The sequence below is a fragment of the Faecalicatena sp. genome, from assembly GCF_058819085.1.
Genome location: NZ_JBZUUL010000027.1, coordinates 120,545 through 137,804, shown reverse-complemented (window position 1 = coordinate 137,804; position 17,260 = coordinate 120,545). Strand labels below are relative to the sequence as shown.

Here is a 17,260-nt window from a genome sequence, read left to right as displayed (position 1 = left end):
ACTGTCATTTATTACCGAATACTGTCTGCCGTGACATCTTGGGAACCTTCTTTCTGCTTGTCTCATAGACAAATTGATACAAGGTATATGCCATTAAAAATGCAGCCATCACATCGATCACAGAGTGCTGCTTTAAAAACATAGTCGCCAAAACGATCAGCCCCGCAAGGATATATGCCCCCGCACAGACCGCCTTATGTCTGCGCAGCGCCTCGCTGTGGTAGATCGCGATGCATGCCCCCAGTGAGTTAAATACGTGAAGACTTGGAAGTACATTTGTCGGGGTGTCTGCCCGGTAGAGCGTCTTCACCATATCCACAAAAATATTATCTCTCTCAAAATAGAGCGGCCGCAGATTCAGTCCATTGGGCATCAGTGTGGAAATGACCAGGAAAATCGTCATCCCTGTAAACATCAGCTTGGAGAGCTTATAAAATCCCTCCACATCTGTGAAAAAAAAGTAAAGAAACACAGCTGCTATAAACGCAAACCACAATAAATATGGAACAATAAAATATTCTATAAATGGTATCTTATCATCTATCGCCGAATGGATAACATGATAGTTTACTGTCACATGCTTTTCCAAATACATGAACCAGGGCATGTAGATGAGTATATAGGCAAATACCCACGCATGCTTATACTTCTTTATGAGGCCTGCCGCTTTACTTTTCATGTTCATATTGAACGCTCCCTTTTCGATTCCGAACCTTCTGTCTTTTATACGATCCCCTGTAACTTGCCCCGATTATAGCACGATTTTATCCCGACAACAATAATGTTCATATATTCTTAACAAATTCTTTTGAATTTTTGAGAATTCCCCCGCCTCTGCCATGTGTGCCGCCGTGTACTCACTCACACAGCTCTTTGATCCTCTCAAAGATATACATATCATAACTACTGCGGGCTTTTGTCAGTTCTCCGTGTGTCTTAAGCGTCCATACTGCGATCGGAGTATGAAAGAGATATTTTAAAAGCCAAAGGCTGATATTCCGGCTGTCTTTTAACTTATAAGAAACAAAATCCGGTTTGCTGTAACAATTGCTTAACAAATATTTTACGCAGAATCGCAGAAAATAATGCGGCGACCGGTCACTTTTTACAAGATCCGAGGAAAGCTGTCCCCGCAATATCCCGGGTCTGTTCTTTTTCAGCCAGCGAAGAGCCAGACAGTTAAAGGACTGCACAAGATATGCTCCCTGATACCCTTCCAGCTGTTTAGCAAGCAGGGCACAGACCTGTGTATCCTGCGAGGGCTGTTTTATCTCGATCAAAAGCGGCACCCGGCCGTTAACGTAGGCGAGGACCTCTGAAAACAAGGGCATCCTCTCGGACGTTTTGCTAAGGTAACACTTCTTAAGTTCCTCCCAGTCCGTCTCCTCAACAGTCCCCTTTTTTCCACAGACCCTCTTTAGTGTATCATCATGGAAAACGACCACTTTCTTATCCCGGGTCATATGAACATCCAGTTCTATCCCATAGCCCTTCTTCACAGCCATCCGAAAAGCCGCCATGGAATTCTCCGGGATTCCTTTCTCTATGCAGTGAAGCCCTCTATGGGCCCACATCGTTCCCAAAAAGGGCTTCATCCGGCTGCGCTTTGTCATTCTCGGCGTCAGCATAAATAAGTAGAAAAGCAAGAATAGCATTCCTATAAAAATCATGTCCAGCATCCCCTCTTCCTCTATCAGGCTGTTATCACTTTGATCTGCTCTTTTAATAATTCTGCTTTGATCTCTTTTCTTAAAAATACAGGTTCCCCGTCCGTATGTACGGCCAGTGCCTTCTTGGTCCTGATGCAGACCTCGCGGCACCGCAAAACAGAGATCCCCGGAAAATGCACATGCCATCCCTTATATGCCGTAGGGAGCAGCAGCAAAACTGCCAGCTTAGGAAGGCTGGAAATAATGATCACATCCAGCATCCTGTCATCGCTTTGCGCCCCGGGACAAAAATAAAATCCGCCGCCCTCGTATGGCTGATTCATAGCGGCCGCAAAGTATACCCTGTGATACGTCCTTGATTCTCCACCGTCCAGGATCACCTCCGCCTCCACAGGCTTATCATGGAACAAACGGTTCAACGCGATCCCCACATAGGTCAGTTTTCCCAGCTTTAATCTGTTTAATAACACCTTCAGCTTCGAAACTGCCGCCTGATGGCAGATCGCCGCATCGAATCCGATCCCCGTGCTCACAGCAAACCTGCGTTTTTTTCCCGCACGTGTCAGAAGTCCGATATCCATCCTTTTTATCTGCCCCGGATTAAGAACCACCTCAAGAGCCTTGAGAGGATCTTTCGGCAGCTTTAACCCCCGCGCAAAATCATTGCTGGAACCGGTGGGGATATATCCGAGAGTGATCTTACTGATATCTTCGATCCCATTGATCACTTCATTTACCGTACCATCCCCTCCCAATACGACCAGAGTATGCAAAAGGCCGTCAGCTGTGATCTGCCTGACCAGCTTTGTCGCATGTCCGGGATAAGTTGTATGGAAACAGTCATACTCCACCTTTTTCTTGATCAGCTCCGGCTCGATGACCTCCCAGATCATACCGCCCATGCCGGAACGTGAATTTGGATTCACAATAAATGTATATCTCATATTCTGCACCCCCGTGCCGTCTGTTATCTTGCGTAAACTGTACTATCCAGATATTTTCCCAGAGAGCGCCTCATGTTCCCCTCAAAATCTGCTTCCCCATTCCTTAAGCACCATTCGAATACATTGCCGATCACGATCATACGAATATCTGTCGTAAACTCATCAATGTCTACACCGATCCTTATGATCCCCTCCCTGACAGCCTTCTCCACATACGTCTGCACCGTCACGATCGGATACGGGCGTTCCGTACGGATGGCAGGATTCAATGCCTGATTCTTAGTGTCATAGTAGCCGGACATGAACTCCACGCCTAATTCCCTGCAGTATTCCACATAATTCAGGTAGACATGTATAATGGCGATCTTAGCCTCATCCGCATTCTTCGGCAGATCCAGAAGATCCGGGTTGATGTTCGGCTGGTCTTCGATATAATAGGAAAGAAGGTCGTCCTTTGTCTTAAAATGATGATAGAAGCTCCCATTCGATACACCTGCCTCTTCACAGATATTCTTTATAGAAAGCTCTTCATAGCCCTTTTTCTGCAATATCCTCTTTGCAGCCCTGAATATACGTTCCTTTGTCTCCTTTGATTTCTGCTGCTGCCTGGATAATTCCACTTTATCACTCATAACTGTACACTCCTTATTATCAGATGAGAATCTTACCGGGCAGTCTTTGAAATCACTCCGCCGCACCGGATGTACGACACTGCCTGATCACTAGATCATTTACCGGGTTCTATGGCTAAGTATAACATAAAAATATACAGCTTTCAAGAAAACAGAGCGGACTCTAAAATTATCAAAAAATTATATCAGACTTCCTCTATAAGCTTCGAAAGCAGACGGAATGGGATATTTCTCATCCAACTCTGACTTCCGTGCAAAGATCATCTCCTCACTGCAGTTCTTTTCCAGTTCATCTACCTTAATCTCATAACCGATCATATGCCATTCCACATGGCTGAATATATGCTTTGCTTTTTCTGCCTTCTTCACCTGGATCGGAGCAAGGCCTATGGAGTTACTATATTCTATGACCTGTTTCCTCGTTAGATGACCTTCCAGATTCGGCAGTTCATATAATCCGGCCAGCAGCCCCTTTGAGGGACGCTTCCTAACCGCCAGTGTATCCCCGTCTTTAAAAATCAGTACGGTGCGCTTCTCGATCCGGCGTGCCTTAGCTTTTTTCTTCACCGGAAGCTTAGTTTCAATCCCTTTCTGCCTTGCCTGACACAGATGGGCAAGCGGACATTCGGTACATTTTGGTTCTCCGTTTGGCACACAGACAATAGCGCCCAGCTCGATCAGGCCCTGATTAAAATCTCCGGGCGCATCCGGCGGGATCACCTCTTCCAACGCCTTCTCAATCTCCGTCCTGACGCTGGCTTTCATGATATCCTCCTCACTCGCCAAAAGCCGGGACACTACTCTTAAAACATTGCCGTCTACGGCCGGCTTCGTAAGCCCAAAAGCAAAGGAGCTGATCGCGCCGGCAGTATAGCTCCCGATCCCTGTAAGAGACAAAACCGCCTCATAAGTCTCAGGGAATTCGCCCTGGAAATCCACCATGATCTGCTGTGCCGCTTTCTGCATGTTCCGCACCCTGTTATAATAACCAAGCCCTTCCCACAGCTTTAAAAGCTGGTCTTCCTCTGCTTCTGCCAGGTCCTTTACCGTGGGAAGCTCTCTTAAAAACCTCTCATAATACGGCTTCACAGCCTCCACCCGTGTCTGCTGGAGCATGATCTCCGATACCCACACACGGTAGGCACTGATGTCATGCCGCCAGGGAAGATCCCGCTTGTGTTCCCTGTACCACCTGACCAGCAGATCTGCCGACTCCTTTAAGAGAGGGCTTCTAAGTACCACAGGTACCGGTTCATCTAATACGATCGACTCCGGTGTGACCTGACAGTCATATGCCAGAATATTCACACCTGATTCCTTCGCCTTTTTCAGGGCCTCGGCAAATGCCGGATGAGTATCCACATTCGGCGTAAAATAACGGATGCCCTTCATTTGGATCACAAAGATGATATAAGCCTCATACCCGTCCTTCACGGCCTGGCACAGCTCTTCCACATGCTTTACCGCACGTTCACTCGGTGCATCCGGGAAACGTGCCACACCGTCTTCCTCCAGGGTAACGCCCTTCACCTCTATAAAAATCTTTCTATCGGCGCCTTTGTGTGTTCCAGCCTCCACATATAGATCAAAACGTGAATTCCCGTAAGTCGTCTCCGGCTTCACATAAGGTGCGTCCTCAAAGGCACCACCGCCCTCAATCCACTCCTGCACCACCCGATTTGGAATCTGGGAGTCCATATTGACCATGGTATTTCCTTTCTCTACGGCGATCAGATCCCACTTCGTCTTCCTCTCTGGATTATCACTCTTCTGTACATAAATCGATGCCCGCGGCCTTAAAAGCTCCGCGCAGCGCCCGGTATTCTTAACATGGATCGTTTCCTTTTGTCCTTCTATCTCTGCATAAGCGATAAATCTGTTCGGCCGCTCCAGGAATACGGCCTTTTCTATTCTTTCATATCTCATATGTTCTCTGCTTCTCTCCATCTCTTACTAGCATACTGTCGTAATACCGATGTAACGCCAAGATTGTATCTTGACTGATACTGTCATATGGCTAGTTTAGCACAGAACAAACGTTTTGTAAAAATATTTTCCTCTTTTATTATATCCAATACACCCAATATAAGGGAAATGGATATCCTTAGAACAAAGCGGGCCCCCCCCCGAAGAGTTTTTATGATATAGGATATTCCTTTGGAATTTCCTATATCATAAAAAGGCATCCATCCGGAGCTTCTCCCGGATGGATGCCTTTTCATGGCCTGCAGTCAATATCTCCTGCCCTGCCAATCTCACATTTGCAATTTATTTCTTTTATAAAATCTTAGACAAAAATTCCTGAAGCCTTGGATCCTTCGGCCGGTCAAAGAATTCTGCAGGTGCTCCCTGCTCCTTGATCTTTCCTTCATCCATGAAAATGACTCTTGTCGCTACTTCCTTTGCAAATCCCATCTCATGAGTCACGACAACCATTGTCATTCCATCATCAGCCAGCTTTTTCATCAGTTCCAGTACTTCCCCGACCATTTCAGGGTCCAGGGCAGATGTGGGCTCATCAAACAGCATGACATCCGGGTCCATTGCCAGGGAACGGATGATCGCAATACGCTGCTTCTGTCCTCCTGATAACTGGGAGGGGTAAGAATTCGCCTTTGCTTCCAGACCGACCAGCTTAAGCAGCTCCATCGCACGATTTTCAGCCTCTTCCCTGCTCTTCTTCAAAAGCTTGATCGGAGCCAGCGTGATGTTTTCCAAAATCGTCTTGTGCGGGAACAGATTAAAGTGCTGGAATACCATTCCCATCTTCTGACGATGGTGATCTATATTGGTCTCTTTACTTGTGATGTCGACACCTTCAAAATATACATGTCCTGATGTCGGTACCTCCAGCAGGTTCAGGGAACGCAGAAACGTGGATTTACCGGAACCGGATGGTCCTACGATCACGACAACCTCACCCTTACAGATTTCCTCGGAAACTCCGTCCAATGCATGAAGCTTATTATGGTAAACCTTATGCAGGTCTTCTACTTTGATTAAAACATCTCCATTAATGATCACTGTTTCTCAGCCTCCTCTCCAGCATATTCACAAGCTTGGTAAAGATCATTACCATGACAAGATATACTAAAGCTACGGCTACCAGCGGGAACATCGCATCGTATGTACGGCTTCGGATGATATCTCCGCCCTTTGTAAGATCCTGCAGTGCGATATAACCGGAAACAGAGGTTTCCTTTAAAAGTACGATAAACTCATTTCCCAGGGCCGGAAGGACATTTTTAAAAGCCTGCGGCATGATAATATAAATCATCGTCTGTACATAGTTAAATCCAAGGCTCCGCCCCGCTTCAAACTGTCCATTGTCTATGGACATGATGCCGGAACGGAAGATCTCCGCAACATAGGCTCCGGAATTCAGTCCGAAGGCCATGATCGCCACCAGGACCTTGTTGATATCCACACTGGAGAAAATTCCAAAGTAGATGATCAAAAGCTGGACAACGACCGGGGTTCCGCGGATGACCGTAAGGTAAACCTTACAGACAGCGTTCAATATTTTCAGTTTTCCCGTCTTATCATAAGTGGAACGTATGATGGCCACCAGAAAACCGAGGACAATACCAATGATCACCGCAAAAAACGTAACCTGTAATGTGACCTTGAGTCCGTCTGCGATATATTTCCAATGATCGTCTTTAATAAAATTTTGGTAAAACTTATCCTGCAATGTCTGCAACATCTTTCATTCCTCTTTTACTCTGCTTTATCCGCACTGATGTATTTTGCAACGATCTCATCCAGCTTTCCTGAATCTTTCAGGCTTTTCAGTGCTTCATTGATTTTATCTTTCAGTTCATCATTTCCCTTTTTCACTGCGATGGCATACTCTTCTTCTGTGAATGCCTCATCCAGGATCTTAAGGTCATCTGCTTCTTTTACAAATTCCTTAGCCGGTTCTCCGTCGATCACAACTGCATCGATCTTTCCCTGCTGTAAAGCCTGAACAGCCTCAAAACCTTTATTGTAACGCTCTACCTCTGCATCTTCGATATCGTCAGCATAGATATCACCTGTTGTTCCGAGCTGGACACCGATCTTCTTTCCTGTCAGATCATCCGGTCCTGCGATGGCACTGTCATTTGTTACGATGATGACCTGTGTAGCCTTTGCATATGTATCAGTAAAATCAACATTCTCCAGACGGTCTTCTGTCACTGTCATTCCGGCAGCACCGATATCTGCCTTTCCACTTGTCACGGCTGCGATGATGGAATCAAATGCCATGTCTTCGATCTTTAATTCCATTCCCATCTCCTCAGCTACTGCTGCCGCAATATCTGCATCGATCCCGACTACCTTGTCGCCTTCATAAAATTCATAAGGCGGGAACTCCGCGTTTGTTGCCATGACCAAAGTCTCTTTCTTAGCTGTGTCTCCTGAATCGGATTTTGCTCCGTCATCCTTATTGGAACCACATGCTGCCATTGAGAATACACACGCTGTAACTAATAACAAGCTTAAAACTTTCTTCTTCATCTTTCCATTCCTCCAAATTTATCATGTTATGCATAATAATACACAGTATTTTTATATTTTATCACGTTTTTAATAAAATACAAGTAGGAGGAACGTTTTTCCATTAATATTTTCTTCCCGTCATATTCCCCATAGTTCCCATTGCCATGATCGTAATCTCACTTGCATCAACCAATGCACTCCCGTCTTCCTTCTGTGCATCCGAAGTAGAAGGAATCGTTCCGTCTAATTGCCCCTTCACACTCTCGGACCGAAGCAGGCAGAATTCTTTTAATGTAGAAACTCCTTCCACAAATTCTTCATAAGTACAAAACTTCGTAGGATCTTTTTCCACATACGGAGCGATCATTTCCGATACCGAATCCATCATTTCCCCATAATATCCGCTGTCGAAATATTCTGTCAGAAACTCCTGAAAATATTCATGATACATTTTTGTATATTCCTCATCATTGAATATCCACGCCAGCATGGGCCTTGATTCCACAGTGCCGCCGGACACAGGCGTATCGATCGGGTAATTCACAAGGCTTACGGCATCCGAACCTGACATGAAACCTCCAAAGGCAAGATTATAATCCCATGGGATCATGGACATGACACCGTCCTTTTCGTATAAATAATAATTATGGATCATTGAACCGGTGTAACTGTCAAAATTACAAACAAAATTGTGAACAACAAAATAGCGAAGTACTTCATCCACGTCCACGACTTCTTCAATATTCTCACCTTCATTCAGCGTTTTCAAAGACTCAATCAACCGGGTCTTGTCAGCATCTGAAACCTTCGTCTTGGCATTATCAAAAATGTTGCTGTAACTGTCGAAATCATCGTTTGAATAGATCAGAGATACGTCGTCACTGCCCATCCCTTTTCCGCCTCCCATACTGCCATTGGCAGGAAGATCACCTTCGTCAGGCATGTTTCCGTCCTCCGGGATAGTCCCATCCTTCGGGAAAGTTCCGTCCTCTGACATATCTCCATTCTCAGCACCATTCCCTCTACCCGGCATTTCACCGTTTCCAGGAAAGTTCCCGCCTCCAGGGCGCTCCCCGCCGGGCATCATTCTGCCACTGTTATCCTCCCCCGAACCTTCACCGCCTGCATTTTCTGTCCCTGCATCCTCTCTTAGATCCGTCCCTGCATCGGCATTTTCACCAGTTTCACCGCCGCCGAACTTCTCCTTAAATTCATCCGGATCAAACTCACCGCCATTCCCACGGCCGCCGCCCATGCTCATGCTGTCCGGTTTATAGAGGTTTCCTGAATCGCTGCCGTAATTCCGTTCCAGAAAGCTGTCCTCCACACCCTCTACCGCCAGATACAGCCCCCAGTCTTCCCCGTTCACCGTTATATAAGTATAACTGCACAGAGGAGCATCCGCGCCAAAGTATCCCATCATCTGATAAGTAAGATAATCCTTCATATAAGTATTATCCTGGATGATATTATTCAGACTGACCTTATCCAGACCATAATAATTTTTCGTATCATCATAATGATCAAATTCTATTTTAAAACTATACCTGTCATTTCCATATGCTGCCACTGAACTCAAGGACGTATTGCCCTTTGCGCGGATCCCTACATTTTTATATGCCTCGTTATCGATCACCACGGAGCATACAGCATATTCCTCATTTTCGCAGGAATCCAAAAACTCTTCCCAGTCGTCCATCACAATATTGATCGTATGTACAGATGAGGTATCGAACAGCTTTGCTTCATACCCCAAAGAAGCCGCCATGGTTTCAACTCCCAGAGCCTTTGCATTACAGAAAACTCCTGTCAGGATCAGAACGATAATCAGGATGGCACAGCATATTTTATCAATGTGCCTGTTTGTTGACATAACGCCTCCTTATCCCATATACTCTCCGTTGTAGCTGACCAGAACTGCACTGCTTACTCCATCCATCTCCGAGAGAATATTCACAAAATCTGTATTCTCCTCCTTCATGCGGATTTCCAGATTCAGCTCTACACTCCCCTTTTGTGCCGTTTTGCTCTTCACCACACATTTCTGCACCTGCTTTTTCAAAAACTCCTTTGCCTTTACTTCACTGTCATGACCGTCGCACTGGATCACAACAATGTAGGGATTCAGATATGTCTTCTTATTTACAAACACAAGAAGGATCACACCGATCACAACACTTCCGATCACTGCCAGTGGGATCATTCCTGCTGCCAGGACGATCCCCACTGCAATCGACCAGAACAAAAATGCGATATCCAGCGGCTCCTTAATCGCGGTCCTGAAACGTACGATAGACAATGCGCCGACCATACCAAGAGACAACACTACATTAGATGTCACAGCCAGGATCACAACAGTTGTGATCATCGTCAGAGCGATCAGGGTCACTCCAAAGCTGGAGGAATACATCACCCCGGAAAACGTCCTTTTGTAAACAAAAAAGATAAATATCCCCAGTCCGAACGCCAATACCAGTGCGATCACCATATCCAGGATGCTCACACTTCCTATATTTTCAAGAAAACTAGATTTAAACACATCATTAAAAGTCATTTTTCTTCTCCTCTTTTTATTCTTCTGTTATATGCTCGCAGACAACTACCCGTAAATCCGGCAGGCAGCGTATTTTGAAAAGGCCGCTGTATGCCGTCCTTCCAGCTGCACTGCAGCCCGGATGACCGATGGCAGGAATTCATCCTACTTGACTTCCAGAACGATCTGTCCGCCGCAGGCCGGAACCGTCACACAGGCCGGATTCAGAAAATCCGTGCACCGCAGCCCAGTCCGAATATCATAATCCATGGTGACCCTGACGTTTCCGGGTGAAGACACGAACGGCTCTCTTGTATAATCTACAATTGTCTTCGGCCTAAGTCCCTGCGTTCTCATCTTACAGTACAGTTGTTGTACCAGTTTCCTGTCACTGCCTGCCATCCACTCATAGCGGCCCTCTGTGACTGCACGCACCTCTTCCTTTGACAGGATCACACTTTCCTTACTGCAAAGACCGTTCTGTTTACTCTTCCTTTCAAGATGTATCAATGATGTGTCTCTGTTATAATAACGAAGCCGGAACTTTTCTCTCCGATTCACTCCATCCAGCTTTTCTCTGAGAACCTTATCTGATAAATTATCAAAATACAGGCTCCTGATCTCATAGTGTCCGTTTACTGCATGTGGATCTATATCCGCTACGGCACACAGCCGCTGCCTGAGAGTGATCAGATCCGAATAGTTTATCTCATGTTTCCACTCGTGTCTGAATTTCATCGAAACTTCTCCTTTCTTTTCTTGTCACAAGTGGTATTCTACATGCAGAACCTTAGCTGAAACTTAGAGACTGACGATAAATGAAATTTGATTTTCTTCCCCAAACTCTGCTTTGATCGTCCCCTTATGTGCTTCCACAATTGCCTGCGCAACGGATAAACCAATTCCATAACCACCGCTTTTCTGTGTTCTTGCACTGTCCCCTCTGTAGAATCTGTCAAACAACTTTTCCGGTTCCCCTTCCGGAAGCATTTCACAGGTATTTTGCACTTGAAGAAGCACACTCTTCTCGGTTTTTCTCAGAAGGATGCCTATTTCTCCGCCCTTGTTGGTATACTTTACCGCATTATCTAATAAAATAGAAAGCAGCTGTGTCATATGATCCCGGTTCGCCCGGATCATCACATCCGGCTGAATTTCTTTCCTGATTACAATCTGCTTTAAGGATGCAGACTCGTAAAAAGGAGGCAGCATCTCTTCTGCCAGACAACTTAATGATAATTCCGTAGTCTCAAGCTTTAATGTCTCCTCATCCATGCGGGACAGCGTCAGCAGATTCTGCATCAGGCCATTTAAACGCAGCGTCTGATTCCTGATATTCCGGCTCCATTTACTTTCCCCCTGATGCAGTTCCATCGCATCTGTATTTGCCATAATAATAGCCAGCGGCGTCTTGATCTCATGTCCGGCGTTCGTCACAAACTGTTTCTGCTTCTCCAGACTCTTTGCTATCGGAAGAATCGCCTTTTTCGACAAAAGAATGACCAGCAGAAGCATCAATCCCCAGCAGACGGCTCCTATAAATATAGAAAGAACTAATACCACCAGCATATTATGACGCTGTATGGAGGTGTCCAGAAACCAAATAACTCTCCCCTGTCCATCCCTGGTCTCAGATATCTGATATCGAAATCCGCTTATCTTCCCTAAGCTTTCCGTTTTCTCGACAACGCCTTTTGCATACTCTGCCGCCTCTTTTTCTGTTACCGAAGATATCCGGCTCACGTCAGTTCTCACGATCTGACCATCCATGTCTATGTAAACCTTAAAAAATCTTGCTGACATTGCCGTATCCTCATTCATCGGCGGCCCCAAGAAGCTGTCTTTTCCCTTTCCCGCAGGTTCCATATCATGAGGCAGCATCCCATCATTTCTAGACAGCATATCCATCATCGCATGCTCCTGCTGCCCATTTGCCAGATAATATCCGATATTAATCGCCCCTAAAAGGACCAACAGCAGGATAGAAATTGCAAGCATAGCTGTCGTGATGAATTTCTTCTGAAGTGTCCGGATCATCTCATCACCTCCAGCGTATATCCGATATTACGCTTTGCTTTAATTTCCACATTTGCATTTAATGCAGCCAGCCTTTTCCGCAGATAGGAAATATACACCCACACCGTTCCCAGTTCAGCCTCCGTCTCATATCCCCACACCTTCACAAGCAGATCCTCCGTAGACAGGTAGATCCCCTGATTCAGCATAAACAGCTCCATCAGCTGGTATTCCAGCTTCGGCAGCACAAAAGACTGATCGTCTCCGCTCAGCTCATAATTCTGCATATTCAGCGAAATATTTCCACAGGTCAGGATGTCCGGTGTGAATTCTTCCCTTCTTCTAAGCATAGCGCGTATTCTGGCCAGCAGTTCCCCCATAACAAACGGTTTAGGCAGGTAATCATCGGCACCAAGGTCAAGCCCCTGAATCCGGTCCTCCACCTCCGCCTTCGCAGTCAATAATAGGATCGGTGTGCGGCATCCCTCCCTCCTGAGAGTTGTCAGCACCTCCAGCCCACTTTTCTTCGGCATCATGATATCCAGTATGATCCCGTCATACTTGTCCGCCCGGGCATATTCCAAAGCCTCCTCCCCGTCATACACCGCATCAACCACATATTTATGAAATGTAAGGATATCCGTGATTGCCTCTGACATCTCTATTTCGTCTTCCGCAAACAGCAATTTCATTTTGCCACCTCATCTCATTCATTTTATTTTATGAAAGCATATCCACCTTAGTCAGACCTTAGATCTCCCTATCCCGTAAGTAAAGAAATGGATTTAAGAATATCCGCTTTTACTCTCCTGGATTTTCAGAATCATAAAAAGCGCCAAAGTAAAATTCCGTCACCAAACCGAATTTTACTTCTGGCGCTTACACAGCCTCAGATTCTCTATGCCGCAAACATAGCCGTCATACCAAAATAAAGCAGAACAATAACACCAAGTACGATACGATAATATCCAAACACCTTGAAATCATGATTCTTTATGTACTGCATCAGGAACTTGATCGCGAATATGGATACCGCAAAAGAGACCACGCATCCCAGCAGAAGCAGGAATACTTCCATCCCAGTGAAATGGAATCCAAATTTTATGATCTTTAAAAAGCTTGCTCCGAACATTACCGGAATTGCAAGGAAAAATGTAAACTCTGCCGCAACCCCTCTGGCTGCCCCGATGAGCAGACCGCCGATGATCGTGGCACCGGAACGTGAGGTACCTGGAATCAGAGCAAGTACCTGGAAACATCCGATTATGAGTACCATCGGGATCGTCAGGTCAGACAGTCTCTTCACTGCCGGTTTTGCATTCTCATGCCGCTTCTCCACTACAATAAACGCAACACCATAAAGGATCAAAGTAATTGCAACAACTACATAATTCATCAGATGTTCGTCAATAAAATCATCAAACAAAAGGCCGATGATCGCTGCCGGTACAGACGCGATTAAAACCTTTACCCACAATTGGAGTGTCAGCATCTTCTGCTTCTCCGTCTTCTTCGGTGAAAATGGATTCAATTTGTGGAAATAGATCAGAACTACCGCCATGATCGCACCAAGCTGTATCACTACATTAAACATGGATAGAAAGCTTTCACTCATATCCAGCTTGATAAACTCCTCAACCAGGATCAGATGCCCGGTACTGCTGATGGGCAGCCATTCCGTAATCCCTTCCACGATTCCCAGTATGATTACCTTCAATGCTTCTAACATAATTCTCCTCCTCTAAGAGCAAATCTTTCTATTGCCTTTGCAGCTCCCTGCTCGTTATTGGACACGGTGATATAATCCGCCGCTTCCTTGACCGTATCAATCGCATTCTCCATAGCTACACCCAGCCCAACTTCACGCAGCATGTCAGCATCATTATCTCCATCTCCGCATGCCATGATCTCTTCACGCTTGATCCCCAGGATCCTTCCCAGTTCCACAAGTGCGGTTCCTTTATTGACGCCTGCTGCATTGATCTCAATATTGTAACCAAGTGAACCTACAAGGGCCAGGCCTCCCTGCTGCTCCAGCTCCTTCCAGGCCGCATCCCTTTCTTCCATGTCTGCAAACAAAGCCTGAATCTTATCCAGATCCCTGCTCTGCGCCTCCGTAAATTTCCAGATGTCCGGCACAGCCCTGCGGGTCGTCCGCAGATATTCCCACATATACGGATTGTGATGGTAACGGCCGATATGTTTCATTTTCTCCTCAGGCGCGTACGCCTGACCTTCAAAATACACCTCTTGTAATGTATCATATTTTGACAAAGTTTCCAATGCTTTCTTTGCTTTTTCCATCGGCAGAAGATGCTCGATCAATACCTTTTCTCCCTTGATCTCAAGCACGCGCGCGCCGTTGGAGGTCAGTGCATATCTCACCCCCGGATAATACCTCAGCTCTTCCGGAATCCCTGTAAACGGTCTTCCTGTTGCCATAAGGACCAAAATCCCTTTTTCTATCGCCTCATCCAGGATCTGTCTTGTATAGGGAAGCAGCTCCTTCTTGTCTGTCAATAGTGTCCCATCCAGATCCAGTCCTATCATCTTAATTTTATGCTCCATGTATTCTTCTTACCTCTTAATTTCTTCGATTTTATAACTCATTCTATCAAAATTTGCGTAATAAAGCAATTTATAGTATAATACTAGAGCAAAACAATTTAGAAAGGAATTGGAAATTATGAAATTGCGCTTAAAACGAAGAGGACAAGCGCTTCTTGCACTACTTTGTTCTCTCGTATTCCTGCTTTCTGCCTTCCCGGTCCACGCCGAAGATAAGAAGAGCCTGGAAAGCAAAACATCAGATCTTCAGGATCAGCTTACCGGTATCAACCAGGAGCTTCTTTCCATAAGCGACGAGATCTCTACTGCCGAGATGCAGGTCGAGATAACAAACGGCGAGATCCAAAGGACAAAGGATTCCTTAAAAGAAGCTAAGGCAAACGAAGCCAAACAATACGATGACATGAAGACCCGTATTAAGTATATGTATGAAACTGGTAATGCAACACTGTTAGAGATGCTGTTTTCGGCAGAAAACATGACGGATTTCTTAAACAAGGCAGATTTCATCCAGAATATCAGTGATTACGACAGGGACATGCTTACGGAGCTTCAGAAGACACGTAAAGAGATCTCTGATAAGAAAGATACTCTGGAAGCACAGCAGGCTTCTCTGGTCAAGATCCAGAAGGACCTGGAGAGCCGTCAGGATGAGCTGGAACAGAAAGCAAGGGCAACTTCTACAGATTTAGAGACATATAAGACACAACTGGCACAGCTGCGTGAAGAGGAAGCAGCAAAGGCAAAGGCGGAAGCGGAGGCAGCTGCAAAGGCGAAGGCCGAAGCAGACGCGAAAGCGAAGGAAGAGGCGAATGCCGGCGTGTCCGGCGGTCAGTCTGAAAATGGCGGAGGTTCCGGCAATGGCGGCAGCTCCGGCGGCGGATACGACGATACCGTTGTAAATGGGGGCGCTGCGAATGTAGGCGGTGGTGACCTGGATGTTTTCGCAGCGATCCTAGACTGCGAAGCCATGCACGACTATGATTCCATGCTGGCTGTTGCCACTGTTATCATGAACCGTGTTTACAGTCCGCTCTTCCCTAACAGTATCACAGAGGTCGTATATGCCAGCGGACAGTTCGAACCCGTATGGACAGGAAGGCTGGACAGTGTTCTTGCAAATGGTGCGAGCAGCTTGGCGTATACAGTTGCCCAGGATGCGATCAACGGGGCAAGGCTTGCAGCCGTACAGGATTGTTACTATTTCCTCTATGCCGGGGCGACAGACAGACCGGGAGTGAACATCGGCAACAATCTGTTCTTCCAGGGATGGTAAGATAAGAAAGAGCATTGAAATGCAGGAAAGAATATCTTGCACTTCAATGCTCTTTTATCATTTGTAATAGTCTTTACTTTTTACCTTTTGTATCCATTCTGACCATCTATCTTAGAACTGTCCTTCGCATCCTATTGATAATCGATGACATCGATCCATCTCATCAGGAAATCCTTCTCCAGCTCGTTATCCTTTGTAAGCTGTGCCGCAGCTACGATCGGCAGCCATTGCTGAACATACTGCATAGCTGTATCACTCTTCTTACAGAAAATCTTAAGGTAAAGGTCTGCGGCTTTCTGATCCTTTAAAGCAAACAGAAGATATGTCATGGCCGCATCTGCACTTGCATTTCCTTGTGTTGCATGTGCCCAGTCAACTACTGTCATCTTACCGTTCTTACCTACAATGACGTTGCTTGGATTAAAATCACCGTGGCATACTTTGCTGTGCTTCGGCATACTTTCCAGTCTTGTAAGCAGTTCGTATCTGGTCGTGGCATCGACTTCCTTCAAGCTGTTGATCTGGCTGCTAAGCTTATCTTTCAGCTTATTCAACCGTGGGGAGGTCTTGCTGTGAACTGTGATCTGAAGGTCAACAAAATCCTCCATATACTTCTCGAGGTTGCCCTTATCTGTCTCCATCATCTCTTCTAAGGTCTTACCGGCTTTATACTCAATCGCGATCGCCCATCTGCCGTCCACCTGAGTGACTTCCTTTACCTTCGGGATATCCAGGCCTGTTTCTTCTACACGTGCAGTATTCAGAGCTTCATTAAATACATCTGACTTGGGATGTGACGGTTCGAATACTTTCACTACACTGTCATCGCATTTGTATACTTTCTTATAAGAACGTTCTACGATTAAATTTTTCTCTTCCAGTTTCATAAGCCATACCTCCTGATTTTTTGTTGCCGTTGTTTTAAGTTGGTTTTATTATAGCTTATATTTTTTAACAATGTAAGTACCTATATGTAAATTTGTGCAATTTTTAACTAAGTTTTTTTGCGTTCTTTTATTGTTAATTTATTAACTTATATGCTTAAGCCATAATTCCCATCCTCAGGAGTATAAGAAATTATTGAATGCTGTAGATGGATTTTGATTCGGCAAGACTTGAATTGCTTACCTCTGTGG

At 45.6% G+C, this 17,260-nt stretch carries 17 protein-coding genes; 1 reads left to right on the top strand and 16 read right to left on the bottom strand.

Annotated elements, in window-relative coordinates:
- Nucleotides 1–4: 4 nt before the first annotated feature.
- The 15 genes from AC4OGX_RS14355 to AC4OGX_RS14285 all read right to left on the bottom strand — a co-directional run bounded on the left by AC4OGX_RS14355 (nt 5) and on the right by AC4OGX_RS14285 (nt 14,848).
- Nucleotides 5–685, bottom strand: coding sequence for a phosphatase PAP2 family protein (locus tag AC4OGX_RS14355; RefSeq protein WP_493331263.1), 681 nt, complete (start codon nt 683–685; stop codon nt 5–7).
- Between the two features lie 172 nt (nt 686–857).
- Nucleotides 858–1,628 (bottom strand): glycerophosphodiester phosphodiesterase family protein, encoded by a 771-nt coding sequence (locus AC4OGX_RS14350; RefSeq protein ID WP_493331262.1) that lies wholly within the window; start codon nt 1,626–1,628, stop codon nt 858–860.
- 65 nt (nt 1,629–1,693) lie between these two features.
- Nucleotides 1,694–2,614, bottom strand: a complete 921-nt coding sequence (locus AC4OGX_RS14345; RefSeq protein ID WP_493331261.1) for a diacylglycerol/lipid kinase family protein — start codon at nt 2,612–2,614, stop codon at nt 1,694–1,696.
- Nucleotides 2,615–2,637: 23 nt separating this feature from the next.
- Entirely contained in the window at nt 2,638–3,246 is a 609-nt protein-coding gene (locus AC4OGX_RS14340; RefSeq protein ID WP_493331260.1) for a TetR/AcrR family transcriptional regulator, read from the bottom strand.
- 180 nt (nt 3,247–3,426) lie between these two features.
- Complete coding sequence (mutY, locus tag AC4OGX_RS14335) at nt 3,427–5,172, bottom strand: A/G-specific adenine glycosylase (protein WP_493331259.1); 1,746 nt, start codon at nt 5,170–5,172, stop codon at nt 3,427–3,429.
- A 351-nt stretch (nt 5,173–5,523) separates the two neighbouring features.
- The gene (locus AC4OGX_RS14330; protein ID WP_493331258.1) at nt 5,524–6,270 is read right to left on the bottom strand and encodes an amino acid ABC transporter ATP-binding protein; all 747 of its coding nucleotides are present in this window, start codon (nt 6,268–6,270) and stop codon (nt 5,524–5,526) included.
- On the bottom strand, nt 6,260–6,952 hold the full coding sequence (locus AC4OGX_RS14325) for an amino acid ABC transporter permease (protein WP_493331257.1): 693 nt from the start codon (nt 6,950–6,952) through the stop codon (nt 6,260–6,262). Before AC4OGX_RS14325 ends, AC4OGX_RS14330 begins: the two co-directional genes overlap by 11 nt.
- A 14-nt stretch (nt 6,953–6,966) precedes the next feature.
- The gene (locus AC4OGX_RS14320) at nt 6,967–7,749 is read right to left on the bottom strand and encodes a transporter substrate-binding domain-containing protein (protein WP_493331256.1); all 783 of its coding nucleotides are present in this window, start codon (nt 7,747–7,749) and stop codon (nt 6,967–6,969) included.
- A 103-nt stretch (nt 7,750–7,852) separates the two neighbouring features.
- Nucleotides 7,853–9,604: a CotH kinase family protein gene (locus AC4OGX_RS14315; protein WP_493331255.1), complete on the bottom strand. Its 1,752-nt coding sequence runs from the start codon at nt 9,602–9,604 to the stop codon at nt 7,853–7,855.
- Nucleotides 9,605–9,613: 9 nt separating this feature from the next.
- On the bottom strand, nt 9,614–10,285 hold the full coding sequence (locus tag AC4OGX_RS14310) for a DUF4956 domain-containing protein (RefSeq protein ID WP_493331254.1): 672 nt from the start codon (nt 10,283–10,285) through the stop codon (nt 9,614–9,616).
- A 144-nt stretch (nt 10,286–10,429) separates the two neighbouring features.
- On the bottom strand, nt 10,430–11,002 hold the full coding sequence (locus tag AC4OGX_RS14305; protein WP_493331252.1) for a polyphosphate polymerase domain-containing protein: 573 nt from the start codon (nt 11,000–11,002) through the stop codon (nt 10,430–10,432).
- 63 nt (nt 11,003–11,065) lie between these two features.
- The gene (locus AC4OGX_RS14300) at nt 11,066–12,301 is read right to left on the bottom strand and encodes a sensor histidine kinase (protein WP_493331251.1); all 1,236 of its coding nucleotides are present in this window, start codon (nt 12,299–12,301) and stop codon (nt 11,066–11,068) included.
- A complete protein-coding gene (locus tag AC4OGX_RS14295) occupies nt 12,298–12,972 on the bottom strand; it encodes a response regulator transcription factor (protein WP_493331250.1) in 675 nt (224 codons plus the stop codon). Before AC4OGX_RS14295 ends, AC4OGX_RS14300 begins: the two co-directional genes overlap by 4 nt.
- A 206-nt stretch (nt 12,973–13,178) precedes the next feature.
- Nucleotides 13,179–14,009 carry an undecaprenyl-diphosphate phosphatase gene (locus AC4OGX_RS14290; protein WP_493331249.1) on the bottom strand — a complete coding sequence of 277 codons (831 nt, stop codon included), beginning with the start codon at nt 14,007–14,009 and terminating at the stop codon, nt 13,179–13,181.
- Entirely contained in the window at nt 14,003–14,848 is an 846-nt protein-coding gene (locus AC4OGX_RS14285) for a Cof-type HAD-IIB family hydrolase (protein ID WP_493331248.1), read from the bottom strand. Before AC4OGX_RS14285 ends, AC4OGX_RS14290 begins: the two co-directional genes overlap by 7 nt.
- A gap of 118 nt (nt 14,849–14,966) precedes the next feature.
- Here AC4OGX_RS14285 and AC4OGX_RS14280 point away from each other — a divergent pair, with 118 nt between their 5' ends.
- Complete coding sequence (locus AC4OGX_RS14280) at nt 14,967–16,124, top strand: cell wall hydrolase (protein WP_493331247.1); 1,158 nt, start codon at nt 14,967–14,969, stop codon at nt 16,122–16,124.
- A gap of 131 nt (nt 16,125–16,255) precedes the next feature.
- Here AC4OGX_RS14280 and AC4OGX_RS14275 read toward each other — a convergent pair whose 3' ends face one another.
- The gene (locus AC4OGX_RS14275; protein WP_493331246.1) at nt 16,256–17,011 is read right to left on the bottom strand and encodes a phosphotransferase; all 756 of its coding nucleotides are present in this window, start codon (nt 17,009–17,011) and stop codon (nt 16,256–16,258) included.
- Nucleotides 17,012–17,260 lie beyond the last annotated feature (249 nt).

Coding starts and splice junctions, on each gene's coding strand:
- AC4OGX_RS14325 (WP_493331257.1), bottom strand. CDS start 6,952: ATGTTGCAGACATTGCAGGATAAGTTTTACCAAAATTTTATTAAAGAC.
- AC4OGX_RS14320 (WP_493331256.1), bottom strand. CDS start 7,749: ATGAAGAAGAAAGTTTTAAGCTTGTTATTAGTTACAGCGTGTGTATTC.
- AC4OGX_RS14295 (WP_493331250.1), bottom strand. CDS start 12,972: ATGAAATTGCTGTTTGCGGAAGACGAAATAGAGATGTCAGAGGCAATC.
- AC4OGX_RS14290 (WP_493331249.1), bottom strand. CDS start 14,009: ATGTTAGAAGCATTGAAGGTAATCATACTGGGAATCGTGGAAGGGATT.
- AC4OGX_RS14340 (WP_493331260.1), bottom strand. CDS start 3,246: ATGAGTGATAAAGTGGAATTATCCAGGCAGCAGCAGAAATCAAAGGAG.
- AC4OGX_RS14275 (WP_493331246.1), bottom strand. CDS start 17,011: ATGAAACTGGAAGAGAAAAATTTAATCGTAGAACGTTCTTATAAGAAA.
- AC4OGX_RS14350 (WP_493331262.1), bottom strand. CDS start 1,628: ATGCTGACGCCGAGAATGACAAAGCGCAGCCGGATGAAGCCCTTTTTG.
- AC4OGX_RS14300 (WP_493331251.1), bottom strand. CDS start 12,301: ATGATCCGGACACTTCAGAAGAAATTCATCACGACAGCTATGCTTGCA.
- AC4OGX_RS14345 (WP_493331261.1), bottom strand. CDS start 2,614: ATGAGATATACATTTATTGTGAATCCAAATTCACGTTCCGGCATGGGC.
- AC4OGX_RS14280 (WP_493331247.1), top strand. CDS start 14,967: ATGAAATTGCGCTTAAAACGAAGAGGACAAGCGCTTCTTGCACTACTT.
- AC4OGX_RS14315 (WP_493331255.1), bottom strand. CDS start 9,604: ATGTCAACAAACAGGCACATTGATAAAATATGCTGTGCCATCCTGATT.
- AC4OGX_RS14310 (WP_493331254.1), bottom strand. CDS start 10,285: ATGACTTTTAATGATGTGTTTAAATCTAGTTTTCTTGAAAATATAGGA.
- AC4OGX_RS14355 (WP_493331263.1), bottom strand. CDS start 685: ATGAACATGAAAAGTAAAGCGGCAGGCCTCATAAAGAAGTATAAGCAT.
- AC4OGX_RS14285 (WP_493331248.1), bottom strand. CDS start 14,848: ATGGAGCATAAAATTAAGATGATAGGACTGGATCTGGATGGGACACTA.
- mutY (WP_493331259.1), bottom strand. CDS start 5,172: ATGAGATATGAAAGAATAGAAAAGGCCGTATTCCTGGAGCGGCCGAAC.
- AC4OGX_RS14305 (WP_493331252.1), bottom strand. CDS start 11,002: ATGAAATTCAGACACGAGTGGAAACATGAGATAAACTATTCGGATCTG.